This is a genomic window from Stenotrophomonas sp. Marseille-Q4652 (assembly GCF_916618915.1).
Lineage (GTDB): Bacteria > Pseudomonadota > Gammaproteobacteria > Xanthomonadales > Xanthomonadaceae > Stenotrophomonas.
In genome coordinates, this window is the sequence record NZ_CAKAKE010000001.1 from 1,242,820 (window position 1) to 1,265,207 (window position 22,388).

23 protein-coding genes are annotated in these 22,388 nt (G+C 65.6%); 7 read left to right on the forward strand and 16 right to left on the reverse strand.

The window, feature by feature from the left end; all coding sequences use genetic code 11:
* Positions 1-8: 8 nt before the first annotated feature.
* From LG380_RS05735 to LG380_RS05770, 8 genes are all read right to left on the reverse strand, one after another.
* Positions 9-281: a VirB3 family type IV secretion system protein gene (locus tag LG380_RS05735; protein WP_016452334.1), complete on the reverse strand. Its 273-nt coding sequence runs from the start codon at positions 279-281 to the stop codon at positions 9-11.
* Positions 278-661 carry a TrbC/VirB2 family protein gene (locus tag LG380_RS05740; protein WP_044316518.1) on the reverse strand — a complete coding sequence of 128 codons (384 nt, stop codon included), beginning with the start codon at positions 659-661 and terminating at the stop codon, positions 278-280. The genes LG380_RS05735 and LG380_RS05740 overlap by 4 nt, the downstream gene beginning before the upstream one ends.
* The gene (gene trbB / locus LG380_RS05745; RefSeq protein ID WP_225763976.1) at positions 658-1,722 is read right to left on the reverse strand and encodes a P-type conjugative transfer ATPase TrbB; all 1,065 of its coding nucleotides are present in this window, start codon (positions 1,720-1,722) and stop codon (positions 658-660) included. The genes LG380_RS05740 and trbB overlap by 4 nt, the downstream gene beginning before the upstream one ends.
* Positions 1,719-2,183: a CopG family transcriptional regulator gene (locus LG380_RS05750; RefSeq protein ID WP_225763977.1), complete on the reverse strand. Its 465-nt coding sequence runs from the start codon at positions 2,181-2,183 to the stop codon at positions 1,719-1,721. The genes trbB and LG380_RS05750 overlap by 4 nt, the downstream gene beginning before the upstream one ends.
* Complete coding sequence (locus LG380_RS05755; protein ID WP_225763978.1) at positions 2,180-4,183, reverse strand: conjugal transfer protein TraG; 2,004 nt, start codon at positions 4,181-4,183, stop codon at positions 2,180-2,182. The genes LG380_RS05750 and LG380_RS05755 overlap by 4 nt, the downstream gene beginning before the upstream one ends.
* 235 nt (positions 4,184-4,418) lie before the next feature.
* Positions 4,419-4,682: an EexN family lipoprotein gene (locus tag LG380_RS05760; protein WP_225763979.1), complete on the reverse strand. Its 264-nt coding sequence runs from the start codon at positions 4,680-4,682 to the stop codon at positions 4,419-4,421.
* Positions 4,679-5,623 (reverse strand): LysR substrate-binding domain-containing protein, encoded by a 945-nt coding sequence (locus LG380_RS05765; RefSeq protein ID WP_225766463.1) that lies wholly within the window; start codon positions 5,621-5,623, stop codon positions 4,679-4,681. The genes LG380_RS05760 and LG380_RS05765 overlap by 4 nt, the downstream gene beginning before the upstream one ends.
* 77 nt (positions 5,624-5,700) lie before the next feature.
* Entirely contained in the window at positions 5,701-5,988 is a 288-nt protein-coding gene (locus LG380_RS05770; RefSeq protein WP_225763980.1) for a hypothetical protein, read from the reverse strand.
* Between the two features lie 144 nt (positions 5,989-6,132).
* On the opposite strand from LG380_RS05770, the gene LG380_RS05775 reads away from it, so the two are divergent.
* From LG380_RS05775 to LG380_RS05805, 7 genes are all read left to right on the forward strand, one after another.
* Positions 6,133-6,834, forward strand: a complete 702-nt coding sequence (locus LG380_RS05775) for a TorF family putative porin (protein WP_225763981.1) — start codon at positions 6,133-6,135, stop codon at positions 6,832-6,834.
* Positions 6,835-6,889: 55 nt separating this feature from the next.
* The gene (gene kdpA, locus LG380_RS05780; RefSeq protein ID WP_225763982.1) at positions 6,890-8,599 is read left to right on the forward strand and encodes a potassium-transporting ATPase subunit KdpA; all 1,710 of its coding nucleotides are present in this window, start codon (positions 6,890-6,892) and stop codon (positions 8,597-8,599) included.
* Between the two features lie 10 nt (positions 8,600-8,609).
* Entirely contained in the window at positions 8,610-10,649 is a 2,040-nt protein-coding gene (kdpB, locus tag LG380_RS05785) for a potassium-transporting ATPase subunit KdpB (RefSeq protein ID WP_225763983.1), read from the forward strand.
* A 10-nt stretch (positions 10,650-10,659) separates the two neighbouring features.
* Positions 10,660-11,304, forward strand: a complete 645-nt coding sequence (gene kdpC, locus LG380_RS05790) for a potassium-transporting ATPase subunit KdpC (RefSeq protein ID WP_225763984.1) — start codon at positions 10,660-10,662, stop codon at positions 11,302-11,304.
* Positions 11,301-11,681, forward strand: coding sequence for a PTS sugar transporter subunit IIA (locus LG380_RS05795; protein ID WP_225763985.1), 381 nt, complete (start codon positions 11,301-11,303; stop codon positions 11,679-11,681). The genes kdpC and LG380_RS05795 overlap by 4 nt, the downstream gene beginning before the upstream one ends.
* Before the next feature lie 164 nt (positions 11,682-11,845).
* Complete coding sequence (locus tag LG380_RS05800) at positions 11,846-14,590, forward strand: sensor histidine kinase KdpD (RefSeq protein ID WP_225763986.1); 2,745 nt, start codon at positions 11,846-11,848, stop codon at positions 14,588-14,590.
* A complete protein-coding gene (locus LG380_RS05805; RefSeq protein WP_225763987.1) occupies positions 14,571-15,305 on the forward strand; it encodes a response regulator transcription factor in 735 nt (244 codons plus the stop codon). The genes LG380_RS05800 and LG380_RS05805 overlap by 20 nt, the downstream gene beginning before the upstream one ends.
* A 42-nt stretch (positions 15,306-15,347) precedes the next feature.
* Here the strand turns inward: LG380_RS05805 and LG380_RS05810 are convergent, their stop codons facing one another.
* The 8 genes from LG380_RS05810 to LG380_RS05845 form a co-directional block, all read right to left on the reverse strand.
* A complete protein-coding gene (locus LG380_RS05810; protein ID WP_225763988.1) occupies positions 15,348-17,330 on the reverse strand; it encodes a relaxase/mobilization nuclease and DUF3363 domain-containing protein in 1,983 nt (660 codons plus the stop codon).
* Positions 17,331-17,791: 461 nt separating this feature from the next.
* On the reverse strand, positions 17,792-18,391 hold the full coding sequence (locus tag LG380_RS05815; protein ID WP_225763989.1) for a S26 family signal peptidase: 600 nt from the start codon (positions 18,389-18,391) through the stop codon (positions 17,792-17,794).
* Positions 18,388-18,945, reverse strand: a complete 558-nt coding sequence (locus LG380_RS05820; protein ID WP_225763990.1) for a DUF2840 domain-containing protein — start codon at positions 18,943-18,945, stop codon at positions 18,388-18,390. The genes LG380_RS05815 and LG380_RS05820 overlap by 4 nt, the downstream gene beginning before the upstream one ends.
* A complete protein-coding gene (locus LG380_RS05825) occupies positions 18,942-19,205 on the reverse strand; it encodes a chromosome partitioning protein ParB (RefSeq protein ID WP_197597097.1) in 264 nt (87 codons plus the stop codon). Before LG380_RS05825 ends, LG380_RS05820 begins: the two co-directional genes overlap by 4 nt.
* Positions 19,202-19,840 carry a ParA family partition ATPase gene (gene parA, locus LG380_RS05830; RefSeq protein WP_225763991.1) on the reverse strand — a complete coding sequence of 213 codons (639 nt, stop codon included), beginning with the start codon at positions 19,838-19,840 and terminating at the stop codon, positions 19,202-19,204. The genes LG380_RS05825 and parA overlap by 4 nt, the downstream gene beginning before the upstream one ends.
* 241 nt (positions 19,841-20,081) lie before the next feature.
* On the reverse strand, positions 20,082-20,939 hold the full coding sequence (locus LG380_RS05835; protein WP_225763992.1) for a replication initiator protein A: 858 nt from the start codon (positions 20,937-20,939) through the stop codon (positions 20,082-20,084).
* 26 nt (positions 20,940-20,965) lie between these two features.
* Positions 20,966-21,247 (reverse strand): helix-turn-helix domain-containing protein, encoded by a 282-nt coding sequence (locus tag LG380_RS05840; RefSeq protein WP_041863808.1) that lies wholly within the window; start codon positions 21,245-21,247, stop codon positions 20,966-20,968.
* Positions 21,248-21,330: 83 nt separating this feature from the next.
* On the reverse strand, positions 21,331-22,101 hold the full coding sequence (locus LG380_RS05845; protein WP_225763993.1) for a DUF2285 domain-containing protein: 771 nt from the start codon (positions 22,099-22,101) through the stop codon (positions 21,331-21,333).
* Positions 22,102-22,388 lie beyond the last annotated feature (287 nt).

Genomic DNA, 22,388 nt, shown 5'->3' on the forward strand with positions numbered 1-22,388 from the left:
TCCTCCCCTCACACGTCCAGCAGCGGGCGGTGCTTGATGTGCCGGGCGAAGACCTGCATGAACTGCGGATCGACGCGCGCACCCCACACCGCCAGCGAATGGCCGACGATCCAGAGCACGACGCCAGGAATCCACAGTTGCAGGCCCAGCCCGACGGCGGCGGCCAGCGTGCCGTTGGCAATCGCCACGGTGCGCGGTGCGCCGCCCAGCAGGATCGGCTCGGTGAGCGAGCGATGCAGCGGCACCTCGAACCCGGCCGCGAAGCTGTCCGGGCCGCTCATACGACAGCCCCGCCAGAGAACGAAAAGAACGACAGGAAGAACGAGGACGCAGCGAAGGCGATGCTCAAGCCGAACACGATCTGGATCAGCTTGCGAAAGCCGCCCGACGTGTCGCCGAACGCGAGCGCGAGGCCCGTGGCGATGATGATGATGACCGCGACGATGCGCGCCACCGGCCCCTGGATGGATTCGAGGATGGATTGCAGCGGGCCTTCCCACGGCATCGAGGAACCGGCGGCCTGCGCGGTTCCAGCCAGGAACAGCAGCAGCGCGGCCAGCAGCAGCCCTTGCCCCGCAGGGCGGGCCAGGCAGCGCAGCCGTGCAAGGCGCAAAGCCGGATTTACGGAAACACGGAAAGCAGGAATAGTCATCTGCGTCATGGCAGTTCTCCAAGTTGGTCAGGGGACGAGGAAGTCGCCGCAGCGGGTGCGGCATCGGAGATCGGCGGCAGTTCGGGAAACGGCGCGTCCATCGCGTCGGCCGACCCATCCGCCAATCGGTAGCCCACGCCGTCGAAGCCGACGACACGGGCGATGCTCTCGATGCGGCGCTTGCGTCCGCGCCCGGCGATGTGGATCACCACGTTGACCGCCTCGGCGATCAGCGCACGGGGCGGATTCACCGCCACTTCGAGAATCAGTTGTTCCAGGCGCAGCAGCGCGCCGAGCGCGGAGCCGGCATGGATCGTGGCGATGCCGCCGGGGTGGCCGGTGCCCCACACCTTGATGAGATCCAGCGCCTCGGCGCCGCGCACCTCGCCGACGACGACGCGATCAGGCCGCAGGCGCATGGACGAGCGCACCAGCTCGGTCATCGACACCACGCCTGCGCGCGTGCGCAGCGGAACGTGGTCGCGGGCCGCGCATTGCAGCTCCACCGTGTCTTCGAGCACCAGCACGCGGTCGCCCGTGGCGGCGATCTCGGCTAGCAGCGCATTGGCCAAGGTCGTCTTGCCGCTGCTGGTGGCCCCGGCGATCAGGACGTTCTGGCGCTCGCGCACGGCGCGAACGAGAAAGCCCGCCTGGGCGCTGGTCATCATCCCGTCGATGACGTACCGCTCCAGCGGAATCACGCCGATGGCGCGCTTGCGCAGCGCAAAGGCCGGCCCCGGCGCTGCCGGCGGCAAGATGCCCTCGAAGCGTTCGCCGGTTTCGGGCAGCTCGGCGGAGAGCAGCGGCTGGCCGCGATGGACTTCCGCGCCGACGTGGGCCGCGACGAGGCGGATGATTCGCTCGCCATCGGCCTCGGGCATCTCGACGCCCATCGGCGCACGCCCACTGGAAAGCCGATCCACCCAAAGGGTGCGATCGGGATTCAGCATCACCTCCACCACGTCGGGGTCTTCAAGCGCCGCGGCGATCAGCGGCCCCATCGCCGTGCGCAGCATCTGGATGCGGCGGTCGAGCGACGTAGCGGTCATGGACTGCGGAACGGCGCTCATGACGCACGCTCCTGCGCTTGCGCGGCTGCCGCCGCGTCCTCCATCCGCATCAGGTCGGGGTGCAGTTCCTCCACCACGTCGCGCACCAGGCTTCGACCGCGCAGCAGGTGGCGACCCAACTGTTCAACGAACTGCTCGAAGCGCGCTTTGCCCTGGGCGCGAGCGGCCTCTTGGTGCGCCTCGGGGACTGGCGTGCTGACGGTCAGGTAGTAGCGGATGAACAGCGCCAGCGTTTCGATGGCGATGTTCTGATCGCGCTCCATGCGCTCGGCCTGGCGCGACAGGCGATCCAGCCGCTTGGCGATGGCCGCTTCGCGCTGGTCGGCGGCATCGGGCGATAGCCACGATGCGAGCGCCGCCGCGACGATGGACGACTTGGACAAGCCTTTCTTGGCGGCAAGCTCATCGAGCCGCTTGGCGTGCTCGGGCTGGATAAAGAGGTTCAGGCGGTAGTGGCTCATAGCTCGATTCCATCGTTGGGGTCGAGGGAAGCCAGCCGAGCCGTGCGCTGCATGGCGGGGTCAAGCTGGCGAGGAAGGGGAAGCGGCAGGTCGTCGTCGTCATCGAGCAGCGCGAGGTCGGCCGCAGGCACGGCCAACTCGGGGGCGTAGGCGACGGTTCCCGAGAGTTCGGGCTGACGGCGCGGGCCTCCGTCGTCGGCAGAGGCAGCGAAGCCCTCGGCGGCATCGGCCGTAGGCGCGACGGGCACAGCGGGAATGGCCAGGCCACTCCAGTCGTCAGGCCGCGATGGCGGCGCATCTGCGTACTGCCCGTCCGCCAGTGAAGGCGGTAGAAACACGCGGCGCTTGAAATTGCTGTCCGCGTAGTAGCGCAGCTTCTTCGCCTTGATCGGCGCGACGCTGGACACCATCACCACGGCTTCGTCCGGTGGAAGCTGCATCACCTCGCCCGGCGTCAGCAGCGGGCGCGCTGTTTCTTGGCGCGACACCATCAGATGCCCGAGCCATGGCGCGAGCCGGTGCCCCGCGTAGTTGCGCTGCGCACGCAGCTCGGTCGCGGTGCCCAGCGTCTCGGAAATACGCTTGGCCGTGCGTTCGTCGTTCGTCGCAAACGTCACGCGCACATGGCAGTTGTCCAGAATCGAGTGGTTCTGGCCGTAGGCTTTGTCGATCTGGTTCAGGCTCTGAGCGATGAGGAAGCTGCGGATGCCGTAGCCCGCCATGAAGGCCAAGGCCGTCTCGAAGAAGTCCAGGCGGCCCAGTGCCGGAAATTCGTCGAGCATCAGCAGCAGCCTGTGGCGGCGCTCGATGCCATAGGAGCCATCGAGCGATTCGGTGAGCCGTCGCCCGATCTGGTTGAGGATCAGGCGAATCAGCGGCTTCGTCCGCGAAATGTCCGAAGGCGGAACCACCAGATACAGCGACACCGGATGTTCGGCCGCGATCAGGTCTGCAATGCGCCAGTCGCAGCGCGAGGTGACTTCGGCCACCGTCGGGTCGCGGTACAGGCCGAGGAACGACATGGCCGTGGACAGCACGCCCGAGCGTTCGTTGTCGCTCTTGTTGAGGACTTCGCGTGCGGCGGATGCCACCACGGGATGCGGGCCATCGCCGAGGTGCGGCGTGGTCATCATCCGGTGCAGGGTCAGCTCGAACGGGCTGGCCGGGTCGGAAAGGAAGTTCGCAACGCCCCGCAGCGTCTTGTCCTTGCCTGCGTAGAGCACATGCAGGATCGCGCCGACCAACAGCGCGTGGCTGGTTTTCTCCCAATGGTTCCTGCGCTCCAACGCGCCTTCGGGATCAACCAAAATGTCCGCGATGTTCTGAACGTCGCGCACTTCATGCGCGCCGCGCCGAACCTCCAGCAGTGGGTTGTAGGCGGCCGACTTCGCATCGGTGGGGTTGAACAGCAGGCAATGCGAGAAGCGCGAGCGCCAGCCGGCGGTGATCTGCCAGTTCTCGCCCTTGATGTCGTGGATGACGGCCGATGCCGACCAGCTCAACAAGGTGGGCACCACCAGGCCAACGCCCTTGCCCGAGCGCGTGGGCGCGAAGGTCAGGACGTGTTCCGGGCCTTCATGCCGCAGGTACTGGCGATCGTGCAGGCCCAGGAACACGCCGGCAGGCTGCGTGAGGCCGGCCTTGCGAATGTCCTGCGCGTTCGCCCAGCGCGCAGAGCCGTAGGTCGTGACCAGGCGCGCTTGGCGCGAGCGCCAGACCGACATGGCGATGGCAACGCCCACGGCGACCATGCCGCTCGCGCCGGCAATGGCGCCGCCGGTGTCGAAGACTTCCGGCGCATAGGCGCCGAAGAAGAACCACCACTCAAACAGCTTCCACGGGTGGTAGATCGACGTGCCAAGAAAGTCGAACCAGGGCGAGCCAAGGCGTACTTGATAGCCAAGGGCCGCTGCTGTCCATTGTGTGGCGCTCCACACGCCGGCGATCACGATGCCGAATACGGCGGCGATCTGCCCGAACAGCACATTTGTTCCTTGCATGGCCCGGCTCCCGATTTCTCCTGCGCTGATTCCTCGCTCGAAAACGGCACGCATTCGTGCCGCACAGGCGAGGATCAGAGCTAGGCTCGGTGCCGGTCAAAGACCTTTATCGGGAGAAAGGTCGAGCAAAAAACAAGAGTTCGCGCAGTGGCGAAAGAAGAAAAAACGCCGCAAGCGCGGGCGCATTGCGGCGTGTAGAGAAATCTATTTTGAGTTTGTGGTGCGGAAGCTGCGATCAGAACTTCGGTGGCTTCTCGGGCGGCGTGTAGGGCACGGTTCCGTCCCCATAGAAGCGCTTGCGCGTGGCCTCGGCCACGCGGTTGCACAACTCATCACCCAGCTTGGCGCGATCGAGCTTGCACTGTTGGCGAAGCGCCTTGAGCCGTTCGGGGTTGGCCGCAAGTTCCTCGACCGTCGGCACAGCGGCCGACGTCGGTGTCTCGGACTGACCGCAAGCGGCCAGCACTGCGGTCAGCAGGAACGGTGTGATCTTGTTCATGGCTCACTGTCCTCCGAAACATGAGATTGAGGCCGGGACCTGGTCCTGGCGCCGTCGGGCGATTCGATGGAATGCACCCGCTCAATGAATCGCACCAAGGTTCTCGATGGCTCGCCGGCTGGGCGCAGCAGGTAGGTGGTCAGCACGGGCGAACGGCCTTCGAGGGGACGGGCGACCACGCCAGGCTCGCGGCTGGCCGCAATGTGTGCTGCCCCCGTCAGGCCCAAGGCAAAGCCGGCCGAAACCAGCGCCATCATCAGGTCGCAGGATGCCACTCGTTCGGCAATCAGCGGCTCCGTCTCCGCCCGTCGCAACACCCGCTCGATCTGCTTTGCGTGGCCCTCGCACACCTGCGGATCACACAGCACCAGCGGATGACGCAGGACTTCGTCCAAGGGGATGCGCTTGTATTTGAGCAGCGTATGCCGAGCCGGCACGGCCACCATCAGCGAATCGCTCCACACCGGCTCGGCGACAAGCGCTTCACCCACTTCATCCGATTGAGCGAATCCTACGTCGTACAAGTCCTCTTGCAAGCCCTTGATCTGCTGTGACAGCGGAACCTCGAACAAGCGAATCTCTATCTCGGGCTCCTCCTGGCGGCACAACGCCAGCAGGGTTGGCAGGCGCGAGGGTGTAATGCCGTCGGACAACGCGATGCGTATTTGGGCGTGAAAGCCGTTGGCCGCGGCCTTCACGCTGTCCCGCGCCTGCTGCAAGGCGGCGAAGACACGCGGCACATGCTCCAGAAACAACTTGCCCGCACGGGTCAGTCGGGTGCTGCGCGTGGTACGCGCGAACAGTCGCGCGCCCAATTCGTCTTCCAGTTCCTTGATGGTTCGTGATAGCGGAGACTGCTCTATGTGCAGCCGCTCGGCCGCACGAGCGAAGTGGAGTTCTTCTGCGACTGCGAGAAAACAACGAAGATGACGTAGCTCCATTCTCTTGATCTCATCACGCTGCATTGCCAGCCGAAACCGCATCCCCGCCAGAGAGACTGTTGCCTCCTCACGGAATACTATTTTTCGTGTGCGCCTTCTCGGCGCCTGCTGTGTGATGATGGCTTTCTAAAGTGATTCTCGAACCACTTTCCGGCTCCTTCGGATACGCGAAAGAGTGCGATAAAGGCGATCACGACAACAGCAACGAAGATGATGTCCTGCAATACCGAGGGCACCAACATCTCCAAGCATGCAAATCGGGAAACCATATCCGAGTCGCGGATGGTTCGCCGTAAATTCACCGTAAATTCCTGCCCGGCTGCTTCGTCCGAGGATCGGCCCGACATGCCCTTGCATTGCGGCATGTCTTCATCGTGCTTGGAAGGCTCAAGCCCCGCCTAAAGTTTACGCAGAATTTATGCGAGAGCCCTTTCTCTGAATGGAGAATTTACGGGCCTCTATCGAATACTTGAGTCTGGCTATTTCGCCATTGATTTGCGAAGCAAAACATGTCTCTCAAGAATATTCGTCCGACCGCCAATGTCGTTGCCGTCGCTGGGCTGTTGCTGGGAATGGCGAGCAGCGCGCAAGCGCAGGTTTCAGGCAACGCCGCGCTGACGTCGGACTACGTTTGGCGCGGTTCGTCTCAGACGCGCGAAAACCCTGCCATCCAGGCAGGTGGAAAGTACGCCCACGAGTCCGGACTGTATGTCTCTATCTGGGGGTCGAATGTCAAGTTCGAGCCGGACAACGGCGCGCGCAGCGAATTCGACTTCGCCGCAGGGTGGAGCGGAAAGATCGCCGCTGATTGGGCGTTGGATGTCTATCTCCTGCGCTACCAGTACCCCTCGGCGGACACCAATCTGAACTGGAACGAGATCAATGCCAGCCTCACGTGGCGCGACAACTACTGGCTGGCTGTAGGGCACTCGAACAACGCCATGGCCACGGACAGCACGGGCACGTATGCGCTTCTTGGTGCCCGCTATCCGATCAATGACCAGTGGCGCGTCGAAGGCAGCGTGGCCCGCTACGTCCTCGACGACGCCTATGCCGACAGCTACACGCACGGCTCGGTCGGTGTCGTCTGGACGTTCAATGCGCCGTTCGAGGTCCGCCTGACCCTGCATGGCACCGACTCGGCGGCCAAACGACTGTTCCCCGGCATGGCAGGCTCGCGCGCCGAGTTCGCCATCCAGGCTTCTTTCTGATGGGGGAGCGTGATGGCCACCACTCCCCCGCGCTACACGTTGATGGAGTCCGATCATGACTGAGTTTCTTCTGGTATTTGCCCTGGCGATCGGTCTCGGATGGCCGCTCGGTCGCTATCTGGCCGCGGTGATGCGCGGCGCCCCGATGCGCGGCGACGGGCTGTTCCTACGGTTGGAGCGGCCCTTCTACGCGCTGATCGGTACGAAACCTGAGCGCGGCATGAGCTGGCGCGGGTACGCAGGCGCTTTTCTGTTGAGCAACTTGGTGCTGGCCATCGTCGTGTGGCTGATCCTGATGACCCAGGCATGGCTACCGCTCAATCCCAATGGCGCGCCCAACATGAGCTGGGATCTGGCGCTGCACACCATGGTGTCCTTCCTGACCAACACCAACCAGCAGCACTACTCCGGGCAGGCCCAGCTCTCATACCTCGCCCACATGATGGGCATCGTGACCCTGCAGGTCATTACGCCGATGATGGGACTTGCGCTGGTCGTAGCGACGCTGCGTGGACTCTTCGGCGGCCGCAATGCGCAAGCGCGCAAGGCCGAGGGCCAGGATCAGGTGCCTGTGGACGTCGGCAACTACTGGGCCGACGTGATCCGCCCCACGCTGCGCTTCATGTTGCCGCTGTGCCTGCTGTGGTCGGTGCTGCTGACCAGCCAGGGCGTGCCGGCCACGCTGGACGGCGGCCCCGTGGTCGCGCCCGTCGATACGACGGTCGAGATGAAGGAGCAGAAGATTCCGCTGGGGCCGGTATCGCCCATGGTCGCCATCAAGCAGCTCGGCACCAACGGCGGCGGCTGGTATGGCCCCAACAGTGCGGTGCCTCTGGAGAATCCCACGCCGCTGTCGAATCTGCTTGAAACCTTGGCGCTCATTCTGGTGCCAGTCGCGGTGGTGTTCATGATCGGTGGACTGACCGGACGACGTAAGTTCGCCGGGTTGGTGTTCGGCACGATGTTGACGATGTCGGTCGTGTCAGCAGGCTTTGCCATCTGGTCCGAAGGCTTCTCCCCAACCTCGCAGGACATCGCGTTGATGGAAGGCAAGGAGGTCCGCTTCGGTGCTGGGCCTTCCGCGTTGTGGGCTGCATTGACGACACAGACGTCTAACGGCTCGGTCAATTCCATGCACGATTCGCTGGCTCCGCTGACCGGCCTGGTCACGATCAGCGACATGTTGATCAATGCGATCTGGGGTGGCATCGGCTGCGGCTTGCAGCAGTTCATCGTCTATCTCTTGCTCAGTGTGTTCCTGGCGGGCCTGATGACTGGACGCACGCCGGAATTGTTCGGACGCAAGATCGAAGCGCCAGAGGTGCGTCTGCTTGCGGTGCTCGTGCTGCTGCAGCCGTTGATCCTGCTGGGCTTGACCGCGGTTACGCTGGCCGTTCCCGGCTTGGCAGGAAACTCGAATCCGGGTTTCCACGCCATCAGCCAAGTGTTCTATGAGTACACCTCGGCCTTCGCCAATAACGGTTCCGGTTTCGAGGGACTGGGCGATGCCACCGTATGGTGGAACGTCACTACCAGCTTCGTGCTCGCCGCGGGTCGCTATCCGGCTCTCATCATCCCGCTGGTAATCGCAGCGATGCTCGCGCGCAAGCGCCAGGCCCCGGAGAGCACGGGAAGCCTGCAGATCGAAACCCCCACTTTTGCGCTCACGCTGATCGCCGTCATTCTCATCCTGACGCTGCTTCAGTTCATGCCCGTTCTGGTGCTAGGCCCTGTGGCCGATCACCTGAGCCTGATCGCGCGTTGAGGAAAATGTCATGAACCATACGACCTCCAAAGAACACGCGGGCCGCCGCTCGCGCCTGGATGAGCGCGGCTTCGCGCCTGCCCTGGTCAACGCCTTCATCAAGCTGGCGCCGCAGCACATCATCAAGAACCCCGTGATGGCCGTGGTCTGGCTCGGCACGCTGGTTACGGCGGTCGCCACCCTCGCGGGTTGGGCGCAACCCGGCTTCGGCTGGGCTGTGACCGCGATCCTGCTGATTACCGTGCTGTTCGGCAACTTCGCCGAAGCGGTGGCCGAGTCCCGCGGACGCGGACAGGCGGCGTCGCTGCGCCGAGCCCGCAAGGATTTGATGGCCCGGCGGCTGGACGCCGCCGGCGGCGAGAAGACGGTGCCGGCCGCCGAGCTGCGCCCCGGCGATCATGTCGTGATCGAAGAAGGCCAGTTGGTGCCTGCCGACGGCGAGATCGTCGAAGGTCTGGCGACGATCAACGAGGCCGCCGTGACCGGCGAGTCAGCGCCTGTGCTGCGCGAGGCCGGCACCGACCGTTCCGGCGTGATCGGCGGCACCAAGGTGCTGTCCGACCGCATCGTGGTGCGCGTCACCGCCGAGCCGGGCAACAGCTTCCTCGACCGCATGATCGCGCTGGTGGAAGGCTCCAACCGGCAGAAGACGCCCAACGAAATCGCCCTGGGCATCCTGCTCGGCGTGATGACGCTGACCTTCCTGATCGTCGTCGTGACGCTGCCCTTCATCGGTGGCTTCGTCGGCGTGAACGTCAACGTCGTGCTGCTGGTCGCCCTGCTGGTGTGCCTGATCCCAACCACCATCGGCGGGTTGCTGCCGGCCATCGGCATTGCCGGCATGAACCGCGCGCTACAGGCCAACGTGCTGGCCAAGTCGGGCAAGGCCGTGGAGGTCGCAGGCGACGTGGACGTGCTGCTGCTGGACAAGACCGGCACTATTACCCACGGCGATCGGCAGGCCACTGCGTTCCACGCGCTGGCCGGGGTGGACGCTGCGCAACTGCGTCAGGCGGCGCTGCTGGCCTCGCTGGCGGATCCGACGCCGGAAGGCAAGTCCATCGTCAAGCTCGCACGCGGCAAGAACGAGACGCTCGATGAACCCGAAGGCGCGCATTTCGTGCCGTTCTCCGCGCAATCGCGCATGTCGGGCGTGGACCTGCCTGGCGAGCGCGTCATACGCAAGGGTGCGATGGACGCGATCGCGCGGCATGTGCAGATGCTGGGCGGCGTCATCCCCGCAGAACTCGAAGCGCGTGTCGCGGATGTGGCTCGCAAGGGTGCCACGCCGCTCGTGGTCAGCGATGGCCGGCACGTGTTGGGCGTCATCGAACTGTCCGACGTGATCAAGCACGGCATCAAGGAGAGATTCGCCCGCCTGCGCGAGATGGGCGTCAAGACCGTGATGATTACGGGCGACAACCCGCTCACGGCGGCGAACATCGCGGCCGAGGCCGGTGTCGATGACTACATCGCCGAGGCGCGCCCGGAAGACAAGCTCGCGCGTATCCGTGCCGAACAGACTGGCGGTCGCTTGGTGGCGATGGTGGGCGACGGCACCAACGATGCGCCGGCGCTGGCCCAGGCCGACGTGGGCCTGGCGATGAACTCGGGCACGCAGGCGGCCAAAGAGGCCGGCAACATGGTCGATCTCGACTCCGATCCGGCCAAGTTGCTCGCCGTGGTGGAGATCGGTAAGCAGCAGCTCATCACGCGCGGCGCGCTGACTACCTTCTCGCTTGCCAACGACGTGTCCAAGTATTTCGCCATCCTGCCGGCGCTGTTCGCCGCAACGATCCCGCAGATGGCGGCGCTCAATGTCATGAACCTGTCGAGCCCGAACAGCGCCGTGCTGTCGGCGCTGATCTTCAACGCCATCATCATCCCGCTGCTGATTCCGCTGGCCCTGCGTGGCGTGCGCTTCAAGCCCGCGAGCGCGACGCAACTGCTGCGCAACAACATGCTGGTCTATGGCGTTGGTGGCGTCCTGCTGCCCTTCATCGCGATCAAGGTGATCGACGTTGCGATCTCCGCCATGTTCTCTCTCTGAGGATTCGATCATGTCTCATAACGCAATTACCACTCTCCGCACACCGGGTAATGTGTCCCCGACCATCTCCGACAAGGACCTGCTCCGCGGCTCCATCGGCCTGGCGATCATTTCGCTGGTCGGTTTCGGTCTGCTGTATCCGCTGGCCGGAGTCGGGCTCGGCCAGGCGCTGTTCCCGAGCACGGCCAATGGCAGCCTGATCGAGCGCGATGGCAAGGTCCTCGGCTCCTCATTGGTGGCGCAGCCGTTCTCGGACGATCGCTACTTCCAGTCGCGCCCCTCCGCGGCCAACTACGATGTGATGGCGGTGGCTGGGAGCAACCAGGCCCGTACCAATCCAGACTTGCGCAAGCGTGTCGATGAGACGCGAGCTGCCCTGGCGCAAAGGTATGGTGTCGAACCTTCCGCTATACCCAGCGATCTGGTCACTCAATCCGGCGGCGGCATCGACCCGCACATCAGTTCGCAAGCCGCCGCCATCCAGATTGATCGCGTGGCACATGCGCGCGGTGTTTCACGCGATGTCATCGAAGGCTTGGTGTCCCAGCATACGGAGGGAAAGCAACTGGGTTTGCTGGGCCAGCCTCGCGTGAATGTGCTGGAGTTGAATCTGGCGCTGGATGCGGTCGCCAAGACGCCTGTGGCCAAGCAATGACTGCACTGAGTCGCTATGTTCAGACCGAAGACCTGCTGCTCGGCTTGGAGGTCGCTGACAAGCGGCAATTGTTCCAGACCATTGGCCTGCATACTGAACGCATCGGCAATTTGCCCGCGGATGCCGTCGCCTCCGCTCTGATGCGACGAGAAATGGCAGGATCGACGGCGTTGGGTCTAGGCGTTGCCATTCCCCATGCCAGGGTAAGCGGTCTGAATCATATTCGCGCTCTGTACGTGCGTCTCGTGCCAGGACTGGACTTCGATGCCCCGGACGCGGGGCTCGTATCCGACGCCCTGGTGCTGCTGGTTCCCAGTCCGGCAAATCAGGAGCATCTTGAGCTTTTGGCTCATACGGCCTCGCTGTTCTCGGATTGAGCATTTCGAGGGGCCTTGCAAGCCTGCAAGAAACCTATTGAAATCAAAGCATTATTTGATGGATGGACGCCGGAGGCACTTGCGCGATGTGATCCATCACGGATCGGAAACGCAAGGTAAGACGATATGCAGGCAATGACAACACGTTGAGGATTGGGTCTGTCATGGGAACCGAACATGCGGGACAGGCCGACGCCCTATTGGGTGAACTCCGGCGCCAGACGGCGGGACGCCTGACGGTGTTCCTGGGCGCTGCCCCTGGCGTCGGCAAGACCTACGCCATGCTGGCACGCGCACGCGAACTCCACCGCCAGGGGGTGGATGTCGTCATTGGTATCGTCGAGACGCATGGTCGCAGCGAGACGCAGACGATGGTCGAGGGATTGCCGTTGCTGCCTCGCAAGAAGGTGGATTACCAAGGGCGGCAACTGGAGGAAATGGATCTGGATGGGCTGCTGGCACGCAAGCCGGCCATCGCCCTGGTCGATGAATTAGCCCATCGCAACGCCCCCGGAAGCCGCCATGAGCGACGCTGGCAGGACGTGGAGGAATTGCTCAACGCTGGTATCGACGTTTACACCACGGTCAATATCCAGCATCTGGAAAGCCTGAACGACGTGGTGCATCAGATCACCGGCGTTCGGGTGAGCGAGACCGTCCCAGACGCCGTCTTCGAGCGCCTGCGCGACATCCGCCTGGTCGATCTGCCCGCACGCGAACTGATCGAACGCCTGAACCAAGGCAAGGTGTACCTGCCCGAGCAGGCCGCCCAGGCGCTGCAAGCGTTCTTCTCTCCGTCGAATCTCACCGCGCTGCGCGAACTGGCGATGCAGACCGTGGCTGAGCACGTCGATGCTGACTTGCGCGAGACACGCGCTGCGCGCGGCCTGGAGGGCATTTCCATCCAGCGCCATGTGCTGATCGCCATTGACGGCCGGGGGCAGTCGGAATACCTCGTGAGAGCGGGCGCCCGAATTGCCGAGCGCCGGGGCGCTCCCTGGTCGGTGGTCACGGTGGAGACCGGGCGCTCGGCCGATGCCGCCTTGCACACTGACGACCTTGACCGGACGGCCCCCACGCTCAACATGGTTGCGCGTGCGGAGCAGGAGCGCTTGACCGAGATCGACAAGGCATTCGCGCTGGCGCGCAACCTGGGGGGCGAGACGGAAGTGCTACACAACACCGACGTCACCCAAGCCTTGCTCGATGCCGCCGAGGCGCGCGGCGCACGATCCATCGTGATCGGCCGCACGCGCGAGCGCCCCATCGCCCGCATCTTCAATCGCACGCTGACGCAGCAACTGTTGCAGCGCGGCGCACGCTACGAGCTGACGATCGTCAGCACGCCGCAGGCCCGGCAGCGGGCGATGCAGTTGCCAGGTCTTGCCGGCGGTGGCCTGACGAAGCGGGAGGCCTTGCTGATCCTGCTGGCCAGCGTCGGCGCTATCGGTGCAGCGGCCTTGGCCGAGCGCACGCTGGGCTTGCAGGATCTGTCCCTGATCTTTCTCGTGGCGGTCATGCTGGTCGCCTCACGGACCCGCATGCTCTCGGCCGTCATTACCGCCGGGCTGTGTTTCGTGGCATACAACTTCTTCTTCATCGAGCCGCGCTACACCTTCCTGATCAGTGCTCACCGTGGTGTGGCCACCGTGTTGCTGTTCTTGGCGGCGGCTCTGATTGCCGGGCGACTAGCTTCACAACTGCGCATGCAAGTCGTGGCGTTGCGAGCGGCGAACACGCATGCGACGGCCATGCAGAACCTGGGACGCCATCTCGCCAAGGCAGCCGATCTCGGGCAGGTCATCGCATCAGGCTCATCGGTTCTGCAATCGACCTTGCACGCCGAGGCGTGGATACGAATCAACGGCGAGTCCGGTCCCGCCGCTGCCGCGAGTCATCTGACCGAGAAGGATCTGATGGCGGCCGACTGGACGCAGCAGCACGGGCAGGCGAGTGGGCGCTACACGGACACCCTGACCCATTCGTCCTGGTTGTTTCTGCCGGTGCGCTCGGACAAAAACACGCTGGGCGTGGCCGGCTTGAGGTTCCCGTCGGGCATGGGGCGACTTTCGTTCGAGCAGCGCCGCCTGGCGGAAAGCATGGTGGAGGACATTGGCCAGGCCGCCCAGCGCACGCGGTTGGTGTCGGAACTGGAGGAAGCGCGCGTCACCGGAGAAACGGAGCGCCTGCGGTCTGCGCTGCTGTCGTCGGTGTCGCACGACCTGCGTTCGCCCCTGTCGTCGATGATCGGAGCGGCGGACAGCCTGGCTCGCTACGGCAAGGATATGGGGCCGGAAGATCAGCAAAGCCTGCTGGAGACCATCCATGTGGAAGGCGAGCGCCTGGATCGGTACATCCAGAACCTGCTCGACATGACCCGGCTCGGGCAGCAGGGACTGACGCTGACACGCGACTGGATCGGCATCGACGAACTGGTGGGCTCGGCGTCGCGGCGCCTGCAACGGTACGAGCCCGATGTCCGCATCGAACACGACATTCCACCGGATCTGCCTCCGATCCATGTCCACCCCGCGCTCATCGAGCAGGCTTTGTTCAACGTCATGGAGAACGCGGCGAAGTTCTCCCCTCCGGGGGTGCCTCTCAAGGTGCAAATTCGACGGACAGAGGACGATCAAGTGCAGATCGACATCTCGGATCGCGGGCCGGGCATTCCAGAGGAAGAACGACGGCGTATCTTCGATATGTTCTACAGCGTCGAACGTGGCGACCGAGGCAAGCAGGGAACCGGCCTGGGGTTGACGATCGTCCAAGGTATCGTAGGTGCCCACATGGGTAGCGTCGAGGCGCTGCCTGGCCCGGAAGGCCAAGGAACCACCATCCGCCTGACCCTGCCTTGGGGCGGATACGCGAATCAGGAGACGAAAGAGCATGATGGGACTTCCCAATGAATCGACTCCGGGTGCGTCGTCCGCCCGGATTCTTGTCGTCGATGACGAACCCCAGATCCGCAAGTTCATCGACATCAGCTTGCGGTCGCAGGGCTACGCGACCCTGCTGGCGGGAACAGGCCGGGAGGGCCTGACGCTGCTGGCCAGCAAAGGGGCCGACCTCGTCGTCCTAGACCTGGGGTTGCCGGATATGGACGGGAAGGACGTGCTCAAGGAACTGCGGCAATGGTCGCGCGTGCCCGTCATCGTGCTGACGGTACGCTCCGGCGAGGACGAAAAGGTGGCCCTGCTGGACGCAGGGGCCAACGACTACGTGACCAAGCCGTTCGGTGTCGAGGAACTGATGGCACGCATTCGCGCATTCCTGCGCACGGTGGCGACAGGGACGGAAGATGGCCCGATCTACGACGACGGGATTCTCCGAATCGACCTGGCGCAACGGGAAGTGGCCGTTCATGGAGAAGCCGTCACGCTGAGCCGCAAGGAGTTCTCTCTGCTGGCCTTGCTGGTCAGGCAACCGGGACGGCTGGTGACGCAGGCACAGATACTGCGGGAGATGTGGGGGCCGACGCATGAGGAAGATACCCACTACCTGCGCATTCTCGTGGGCAAGTTGCGCCACAAGCTGGGGGACGATGCCTCCGCTCCTCGCTACATCGTCACCGAACCTGGGGTTGGGTTGAGGTTCGTCTCGAAGGAACAGCAGCCGGCCTGACTCGTTCGCCGGGGATATCCAAAGTGGCGTTGCGAGTACGGCTCACCCCAGGGTCGGTCCACGCTGCCGTCCGATCTCCCAGGACACTCCGCCGCCGCGCACCGCCGCGGCGAGTTGCTGCCCAAGCCGCTGTTCGATGATGGGCTTCCACGGCACGAGGCTAAACCCTTTGCCGTCATCGAGCATCGCATAGCGCCCGCTGGCGAGCATGACCGAGCGTCGATAGATGCCGGCTACGCGCTGCCCATCCGTGACCGGGCGATGCTCCAGGCCGGTCTCGGCGGCAATGTCCTTCGCGGCTTGCGTCAGTTCCCGATGGCGCAGCGTCACCAGCAGATTGCGGGCCAGGATCACGTGCTGGCCGCGCTTCTCCGCCAGCCCCTGTCCGGCCAGGAAGTCGGCGCGCTGCTGCATGGCCTGCTTGGCGTCGCCACCAAAGCCCAGGTCGCCCAGCCCTTTGCCGCCGCCGATCAGTTGCTGGTCGAGCCAGGTGGCCCCGATCACGCGGGCCTGCCTCTCGATGGGCAGGTGCGATTTCAACTCCACGGCCACACCGCCGAGGCGCTGCGCGTCGTACTGGCGGCCATGTTCGGCCAGGTCGTCCGGCACCTTCCATAGCCCTTCGGCCACGCGCTCCACGATGCCGGCCCGGCGCAGGGCTTCCAGCCGGCGAACATGGGCCGCGACGACCTCCTGCGGGTTGCGGCCGGGCTTGGCTCGGCTATGCTCGATCGCTAGGTGATGAGCGGTGCGGTACAGGCCATGGCTCGCCAACGCGACGATGTTCTTGTCGGCCGCCCGCACCTCGGCTGAACCGCGTACCTCTACCACGGCTCCGGTGGGATAGTTCGCCAGTTCGTCGCGGGCGTTGAGTGCAACGTAGTGTGCCTTGCCGTCCACGCCGTCGATAACCAGATAGCCACGGTCGCGCAGCTCGTCGGCCAGCCCCTTCGCGGCTACGCGACCGAGGATGGTTCGGCCATCGTCGCCCGGCTCGAACACCGCCAGCTCGCGCGGCTCGCCGCGCATGGCCCGCTGCATGGTGCGGATGATGTCGCCACGCTCGCCGAGGGCGCGCAGGGTCTTTTTGGCATCGGCATGGACGGCCCAGGTGCCGGGCTGCGTCTCGTCGGCCAGGCCCAGGTGCTGCAAGCGTTGCAGCCGGCCGATCAGCAGCAGGCGCTGGCGTTGCAGCCGCGGTTCGTTGAACCGTTCGATCTGCACCCGGCCATCCTCGCCGGCCTCGCGCTGCAAGGTGCGATCCAGGCTAGTCCACCGCTCTTGCTCCACCTCGCGCTGCAGGGTCTGCTGGATCTCCAGCTCGGTGCGCGGCCCCAGCCATTCGGTCGCCAGTTCGGCGGCACGATGGCGGAAGCCATCGGCGATGTAGTCGCCCGCGATGATGAGGTCTTTGCCGGTGTCGTCGCGCCCGCGCACGATCAGGTGGGTGTGTGGGTTGTCGGTGTTCCAGTGATCTACCGCCACCCAATCCAGCCGCGTCCCCAAGTCGGCTTCCATCCGGTTCACCAGATGCCGGGTGTAGGTGCGCAGGTCGTCCAGCTCGGCGCCGTCCTCCGGGGAGACGATGAAGCGGAAATGGTGTCGGTCGTCGGCGGCCCGCTCCTTGAAGGCATCCAGGTCGGCTTCGTCGGTCTGCGGCCCGTAGGCTCGACCCGGCTCGCCATCGCGGCCGGCGCCGTCGCGCTCGATGTAGCGCAGGTGCTTGGCGAGCGACTGCGGGCTGGCGTTGCGCCGGTTGACCAGCAGGGTCTTGATGGTCACGCGCCGCGACATGGGCGTCAGCTTCGCCCCGGCGAAGCGCGCCGCCGTGTGGCCGCGCCCCAGGCGCGAGCCGGGGCGCTGGCCGGCGCTGCCAGTGGCAGGACGGCGCACCGCCGACTTGCCGCTGCTGGCCTTGCCTGCCTGCTTGAGCACCTTGGAAATGAAGCTCTGCCCCTGGCCCTTGCCCCGGTTCTTCGGGGCGCTGGGACGCACGCGGAAATCTTCGTCGCGGCGGTCGGTCATGGCTGCGCTCCCTGCAAGCTATGGCGTGTCCTGTCGTGCGAAGCACGCGGATATGCCTGCATTGGCGCGGGCCTCGCGCCGAACGCGGCACGGCGGCGAAGCCGCTCCGTGCCGCGTTCCCCCCATGTGCAGACAGGCTTTCGACGCGGCCCGGTGCCGCGTCCTTTTGTCTTGCCTTCCGCCTTTCCCCCTCGCTGTCGCTCCGGGCGTCGGCGGCCCGGCGGCGCTGCGCTGCTTGCAGCCAGCCCGCCGGGCGAACGCGCAGATGGACGCGATGGGGGCCACAGGTCGGGCGCGTTCGAGGCAAGACGCCTGCAGGTTGGACGGCTGCGCCGGATGTTGCGCGAGGTGCGGCACGAGTGCGCCCGCGCTGCACGCGCGACGACACGGCGGCAGCAGCCGGAACGGTATGCCCGATGGCACGATGAGAGGCACGGCAACGTGCAGCGAATCGGCGGCCATCATGGGCGTGCCTCCAGCCAAACGGGATGCGCGACGCCGATCACGGCGGATGCGCTGACCGGCCCGAAATAGCGGCTGTCGAACGATGCCGGATTGGTCACGCTCAACAGGAACAGCTCGCCCGGTTCAAGGCGGCGGCAAAGCTGCAAGGATGGCAGCGGCCGGCCCAGCCGGTCGGCAGGCAGCGCGGCGGCCGCAGGCACACCGTCGATGTGAACCTGGCCGGCGACGATGCAGACGTGTTGCGGCGCGACCGCGCCCACACGTTTGAGCAGCGGAACGCGGGTCGGCAGGTAGCCGCGCTGCGCAGCCAGCATGGCGGCCCTGTCGGGCAGAGGCACCAGCACGATGCTGTCCACGGACAACGGACGTGGCAGCGAGGCGGTGCGCGGGTCGAACGGTTCGATGCGATACCAGCCGACCGCCACGCTGTCGGACGGGTTGTAGGTCAGACGCGGCAGCGGCGACACGAAAGCCGCCCAGGCCAGCGCAGCGACGCCGACGGCGGCGAAGCCCGCCAGCGCGAGGCGAGCGCATCGACGCGAGCGAGGATGCGGCGCGGCTTCGTGCGTGCATGGGGTATTGGATTGGGTCGTCATGGCAGCGCCCTTCCGGCCAGCCAGGCGGCGTGCCGCTCGGCGGTGTATTCGGGCAGCGCCAGGCGGGCCGCCAGACGGTTGCCCAGCGTGCGCCAGTACGCGGGCGACACGTCGATGGCGGCGATGCCCTGCGCGTCGATGCCGTCGATGCGTTCCACCACGGCACGCACCGCGTTTTCGCCTTCGGCGTGCAGCAGCAGGCGTGCGCCTGGTCGCACGCCGGGGATGCGCTGCATGTCGTCCAGCGGCGTGGCGGCTTGCATCACCATGAGCTGCCAGCGGATCGTGCCGTAGTCGTTTGCCTCCCAGCGCACGCGACAGAACATTGCACGCGGCAGGAACACCGCGCAGCGCCGCCAGCGGTCGAGCCGTAGCGTGCGCGCCGGTTCGCCGAAACGCAGGTAGAGCTTGAAGCGCGGTTCGATGTAGGCGAGCGATACGCGAGTCAGCGGCACGCTGCCAGCCTGGCCGGCGAGCGTCGAAAGCGAAGGCGGCGGCGCAGCAGCCGGTGCAGCCGTCGCCGCGTGAGCGGCAGGCGAAGCGGATGCGTTCATGGCGTGTTCTCCCTGCGGTGTTCTGGAAACTCCCGTTCCAGTAGGCCGCGCAACAGCTCGGCCACGGTCACGCCCTGACCGAAGGCGGCGATCTTGATGCGCGCGCGCAGCGCGGGCGTCACGTCGAGCGTCAGGCGTGCGGTGTAGAGGTCGCCTTTGTTGAGCGCATCGGCATCGCCCTGGCGAATCCACGCCTCGGCGTGCGGATTCGCGGGCGGACGTGCGCCGATGCCGACGCGCTTGCTGCGCGGGCTGCTCATGTCGGCCACCGCAGCAGTTCATCGGTGAGCGCGGCGATCTCGCGCGCGGCGGCGCTGTCGGGCGCCGTCTCGCGGGCGAGTCGGCCAGCGGCCACGCTGTCGGCGAAGACGATGCGCTGGCGCACTTCGCTGCGCAGCGCCGGCAGCGGCTGTTCGGCCAGCGATTGCCGCGCTTCCCGGCCGATGATGGTGGTACTGACGCGCCGGTTGATGACGAAGGCCGCGCGCAGCGCAGGCCGGAACACCTGTGCCTCGCGAATCAGCGCCACCATCTCGGCGCTGGCCCACAGGTCATACGGGCTGGGCTGTACGGGAATCAGCACGCGCTCGGCCGCCAGCAGCGCGGAGCGCGCCAAGGCGGCGATGCGCGGCGGGCCGTCGATGATGACGTGATCGGCGCGGCGGGCCAGCTCCGGCGCTTCCTGATGCAGCGTTTCGCGGGCGAGGCCCACGGCGCTGAACAGCCGTGGCAAGCCCTGCTGGCTTCTGCGCTGCATCCAGTCGAGCGAAGAACCCTGCGGGTCGGCATCCAGCAGGATGACGTGCTGGCCGCGCATCGCCAGCTCGCCGGCGATGTGGGTGGCGAGCGTGGTCTTGCCGGCGCCGCCTTTCTGGTTGAGCAACGCGAGGATCATGGCGCGGCCCTCCGTACTGGAAAGCCGGCCTGGCCGTGCCGTTTCGTGGTTGTCCACCGAAACGGCGCGCTTCTACTAAAAGTTATGTATTTCTTGTTAGGTAAGTTAGAGGAAACGCAAACCCGCGCCGTTATTGGCTTTGCGGCGCTTTCGTACTCCTGATAGCACGAGGGTCGTACTCCTGATAGCACGATACCCGGTACTCCTGATAGCACGAGGCCGTCCACAGGCTTTACCGCAGTTATCCCCGTGCCGTATGCAGCACGGGCCGGAAGTTCAGCAGCTCGGTGTTGTCGTCCGGCATCCGCTCGATACCGAGGATGTAGCCGGGCAACGACTGCCGCGCCACCAGAACGCGCAGGTCGTAGGCGAAGTCCGAGAAGCGGGCCGCGCTGCCGGATTTGCGGTACAGGTGCCGGAAGTCGAATTGCCAACCGTGCTCCTGCCGCCCGCCGTGCTTGCGCACCAGGCGGTACAGCCACCGCTCGATGCCGCCTTTGAGGCGGAAGTACGCGGGGTCGATGGTCAGCACCAGGGCGGCATCGAGCACGCCGGCATAGAACCAGTCGGGCAAGATCAGCTCGATGCCCAGCGGCACGCCGCTGGCATCGGCCAGCTCGCGCCACTCGTTGATCCACGAGAAGCGGTGCAATCGTCTTCCCGTGGTTTCGCGGATGGATGTGGCCACCGTGGTCGATTGCAGCCGGTCGAGCGCGGCTTTGAGGCGCAGATAGTCGTGAAGCGACGTGCCGCGCCCGATGAAGCGCAGAATCTCGTAGGGCGTGGCGCGCATCAGCCGCGACGGGCGCAGGCCCGCGTCCTTTGCCTCCACGATCTGCGAAGCCGCCCATATCAGCACGTCCGCATCCCAGATCGTGGCGATGCCGTGCTCCTGCGTGCCTTCCACGCGGATCGTTACGTTGCCCGCACGGAAGTCGATGGGCTTGACCCGCTTGGACTTGCCGAGCGAGAAGAACGGATAGGCCATCAAATCCTGGCTGTCTCGCGGCGCCATGTCGCCGGGCAAGGCGCGGAACAGGTCGAGCTGTTCGCGCTCCTGCATCGGCCGCTGCCGGGACGGCAGCGCGGTGCTGGACATGGGGATGGTCTGCCGCGCGCCGCCGATCAGCGTGCACGGTTGTCGGCCGAGTGGTGCTCGGCGTACTCGGGATCGGAAGTCGTCTCGAAGCTGCGGTCGGCAGCCCAAGCATCGAGGTCGGCCACCGCGTACATGACGCGCCGGCCGAACTTGCGAAAGCGAGGGCCGCCACCGATCACGCGCTGCTTTTCCAGCGTGCGCGGCGACAGGCGCAGGTACTCGGCGGCTTCGTCGTTGGTGAGATAGCGTTGGGGCTGCGCGGCAGCGGTCGAGACAGTGGCGGCAGGTCGCAAGGGAGCGGGACGCATGGTGTGAGCCTCCATCGGTTGATAACGTCCGGCCACACAGCGCGACCGGATGGAGGCAGTCTCAAGAAGCGAGGGGTTTTGGATTAGGGCCGTTCTGCGTCTGCTTCAAGACGACCCTTCTCAAGCGACGGAAGCTGTGCTAGGTGGCGATAGCCGCCGCGCATCAGCGCATCGCCGCGCCGCACCAAGCGGCGCACCTTGGAGCGCAGGCCGCCGTCGCTGTACCAATCGGCCACGGCGTCGGCACCGAACAGCCCTTCGCCTACATCGCGCAAGGACGCGCCCGCCAGGGTCGCGTCGAGCGCCTGCAAGGTGTGCAGCTCCAGCAGAGCGGCGGGTGCTGGCCGGGGTTTGGCGACACCCAAGCCCACGCTGCGCGGTTGGTTGCGCGCAGGCGCGACAGCGACGCCGCGATGGGCATAGGCGACAGCCATGCCGTCTTCCAGGCCGGGCGCGAGCGCGAAGCGCAGGCAATGGCCTGGGCTGCGTGCGATCAGCGCCAGCCGTTTGCCGTCATGGAGCAGTTGCTTATGGCCGGGGATGCGCCAGAACGCGAAGATCGAGGCATCGGGTGGTGGATCTTCGTCCGGGTAAAGCTGCACCATCGCAGCGTGGCCGGGCAGCCAGGCCGGATGCGCGTCGCGCGCATCCAGGGCCGGGTCTTCCAGCAGGCGCAAGCCCCAGCGTTGCGCCGCTTCCTGTGCCGCCTGCGGCCGGCGACGATGGCGCAGCCAGTCGAGCCGGTAGTCGGGGTGCCTGCGCAGGTACTCCCAGGCGAGCGCAAGGCTGTCCAGATGCAGCACGTACAGATACGCGGCAGTCGGATACCAAGGCTCGGCGGCGCGGTCGGCCATGACGCAACCTCCTGGGAACAGGAATCGCCGCCACGGCTGGGCTACGCGCTACATCGCCATCGTCAGAACGTCATGGGTAAAAATGGTGGCTGAGGCTGTCAAGACCGATTGGCTCCGATGCGTTGCGGTATTCGTCTCAATGCTGCGGCGGCAGCGCCCCGATGTGGGGCGCCGTACAGGCCAGCCTGCCGCAGCCCACGCCAGGCATCATGTCTATTTGGATCAGACTGGTGCGGCTACGCCGCAAGAATCCCGATTGAGACTTACCCGGTATGACACCAGACTGG

What these genes read in the sequence shown, in the direction of transcription:
- LG380_RS05735 (WP_016452334.1), bottom strand. Translation starts at nt 281, where the DNA reads ATGAGCGGCCCGGACAGCTTCGCGGCCGGGTTCGAGGTGCCGCTGCAT.
- LG380_RS05740 (WP_044316518.1), bottom strand. Translation starts at nt 661, where the DNA reads ATGACGCAGATGACTATTCCTGCTTTCCGTGTTTCCGTAAATCCGGCT.
- trbB (WP_225763976.1), bottom strand. Translation starts at nt 1,722, where the DNA reads ATGAGCGCCGTTCCGCAGTCCATGACCGCTACGTCGCTCGACCGCCGC.
- LG380_RS05750 (WP_225763977.1), bottom strand. Translation starts at nt 2,183, where the DNA reads ATGAGCCACTACCGCCTGAACCTCTTTATCCAGCCCGAGCACGCCAAG.
- LG380_RS05755 (WP_225763978.1), bottom strand. Translation starts at nt 4,183, where the DNA reads ATGCAAGGAACAAATGTGCTGTTCGGGCAGATCGCCGCCGTATTCGGC.
- LG380_RS05760 (WP_225763979.1), bottom strand. Translation starts at nt 4,682, where the DNA reads ATGAACAAGATCACACCGTTCCTGCTGACCGCAGTGCTGGCCGCTTGC.
- LG380_RS05765 (WP_225766463.1), bottom strand. Translation starts at nt 5,623, where the DNA reads ATGGAGCTACGTCATCTTCGTTGTTTTCTCGCAGTCGCAGAAGAACTC.
- LG380_RS05770 (WP_225763980.1), bottom strand. Translation starts at nt 5,988, where the DNA reads ATGCCGCAATGCAAGGGCATGTCGGGCCGATCCTCGGACGAAGCAGCC.
- LG380_RS05775 (WP_225763981.1), top strand. Translation starts at nt 6,133, where the DNA reads ATGTCTCTCAAGAATATTCGTCCGACCGCCAATGTCGTTGCCGTCGCT.
- kdpA (WP_225763982.1), top strand. Translation starts at nt 6,890, where the DNA reads ATGACTGAGTTTCTTCTGGTATTTGCCCTGGCGATCGGTCTCGGATGG.
- kdpB (WP_225763983.1), top strand. Translation starts at nt 8,610, where the DNA reads ATGAACCATACGACCTCCAAAGAACACGCGGGCCGCCGCTCGCGCCTG.
- kdpC (WP_225763984.1), top strand. Translation starts at nt 10,660, where the DNA reads ATGTCTCATAACGCAATTACCACTCTCCGCACACCGGGTAATGTGTCC.
- LG380_RS05795 (WP_225763985.1), top strand. Translation starts at nt 11,301, where the DNA reads ATGACTGCACTGAGTCGCTATGTTCAGACCGAAGACCTGCTGCTCGGC.
- LG380_RS05800 (WP_225763986.1), top strand. Translation starts at nt 11,846, where the DNA reads ATGGGAACCGAACATGCGGGACAGGCCGACGCCCTATTGGGTGAACTC.
- LG380_RS05805 (WP_225763987.1), top strand. Translation starts at nt 14,571, where the DNA reads ATGATGGGACTTCCCAATGAATCGACTCCGGGTGCGTCGTCCGCCCGG.
- LG380_RS05810 (WP_225763988.1), bottom strand. Translation starts at nt 17,330, where the DNA reads ATGACCGACCGCCGCGACGAAGATTTCCGCGTGCGTCCCAGCGCCCCG.
- LG380_RS05815 (WP_225763989.1), bottom strand. Translation starts at nt 18,391, where the DNA reads ATGACGACCCAATCCAATACCCCATGCACGCACGAAGCCGCGCCGCAT.
- LG380_RS05820 (WP_225763990.1), bottom strand. Translation starts at nt 18,945, where the DNA reads ATGAACGCATCCGCTTCGCCTGCCGCTCACGCGGCGACGGCTGCACCG.
- LG380_RS05825 (WP_197597097.1), bottom strand. Translation starts at nt 19,205, where the DNA reads ATGAGCAGCCCGCGCAGCAAGCGCGTCGGCATCGGCGCACGTCCGCCC.
- parA (WP_225763991.1), bottom strand. Translation starts at nt 19,840, where the DNA reads ATGATCCTCGCGTTGCTCAACCAGAAAGGCGGCGCCGGCAAGACCACG.
- LG380_RS05835 (WP_225763992.1), bottom strand. Translation starts at nt 20,939, where the DNA reads ATGTCCAGCACCGCGCTGCCGTCCCGGCAGCGGCCGATGCAGGAGCGC.
- LG380_RS05840 (WP_041863808.1), bottom strand. Translation starts at nt 21,247, where the DNA reads ATGCGTCCCGCTCCCTTGCGACCTGCCGCCACTGTCTCGACCGCTGCC.
- LG380_RS05845 (WP_225763993.1), bottom strand. Translation starts at nt 22,101, where the DNA reads ATGGCCGACCGCGCCGCCGAGCCTTGGTATCCGACTGCCGCGTATCTG.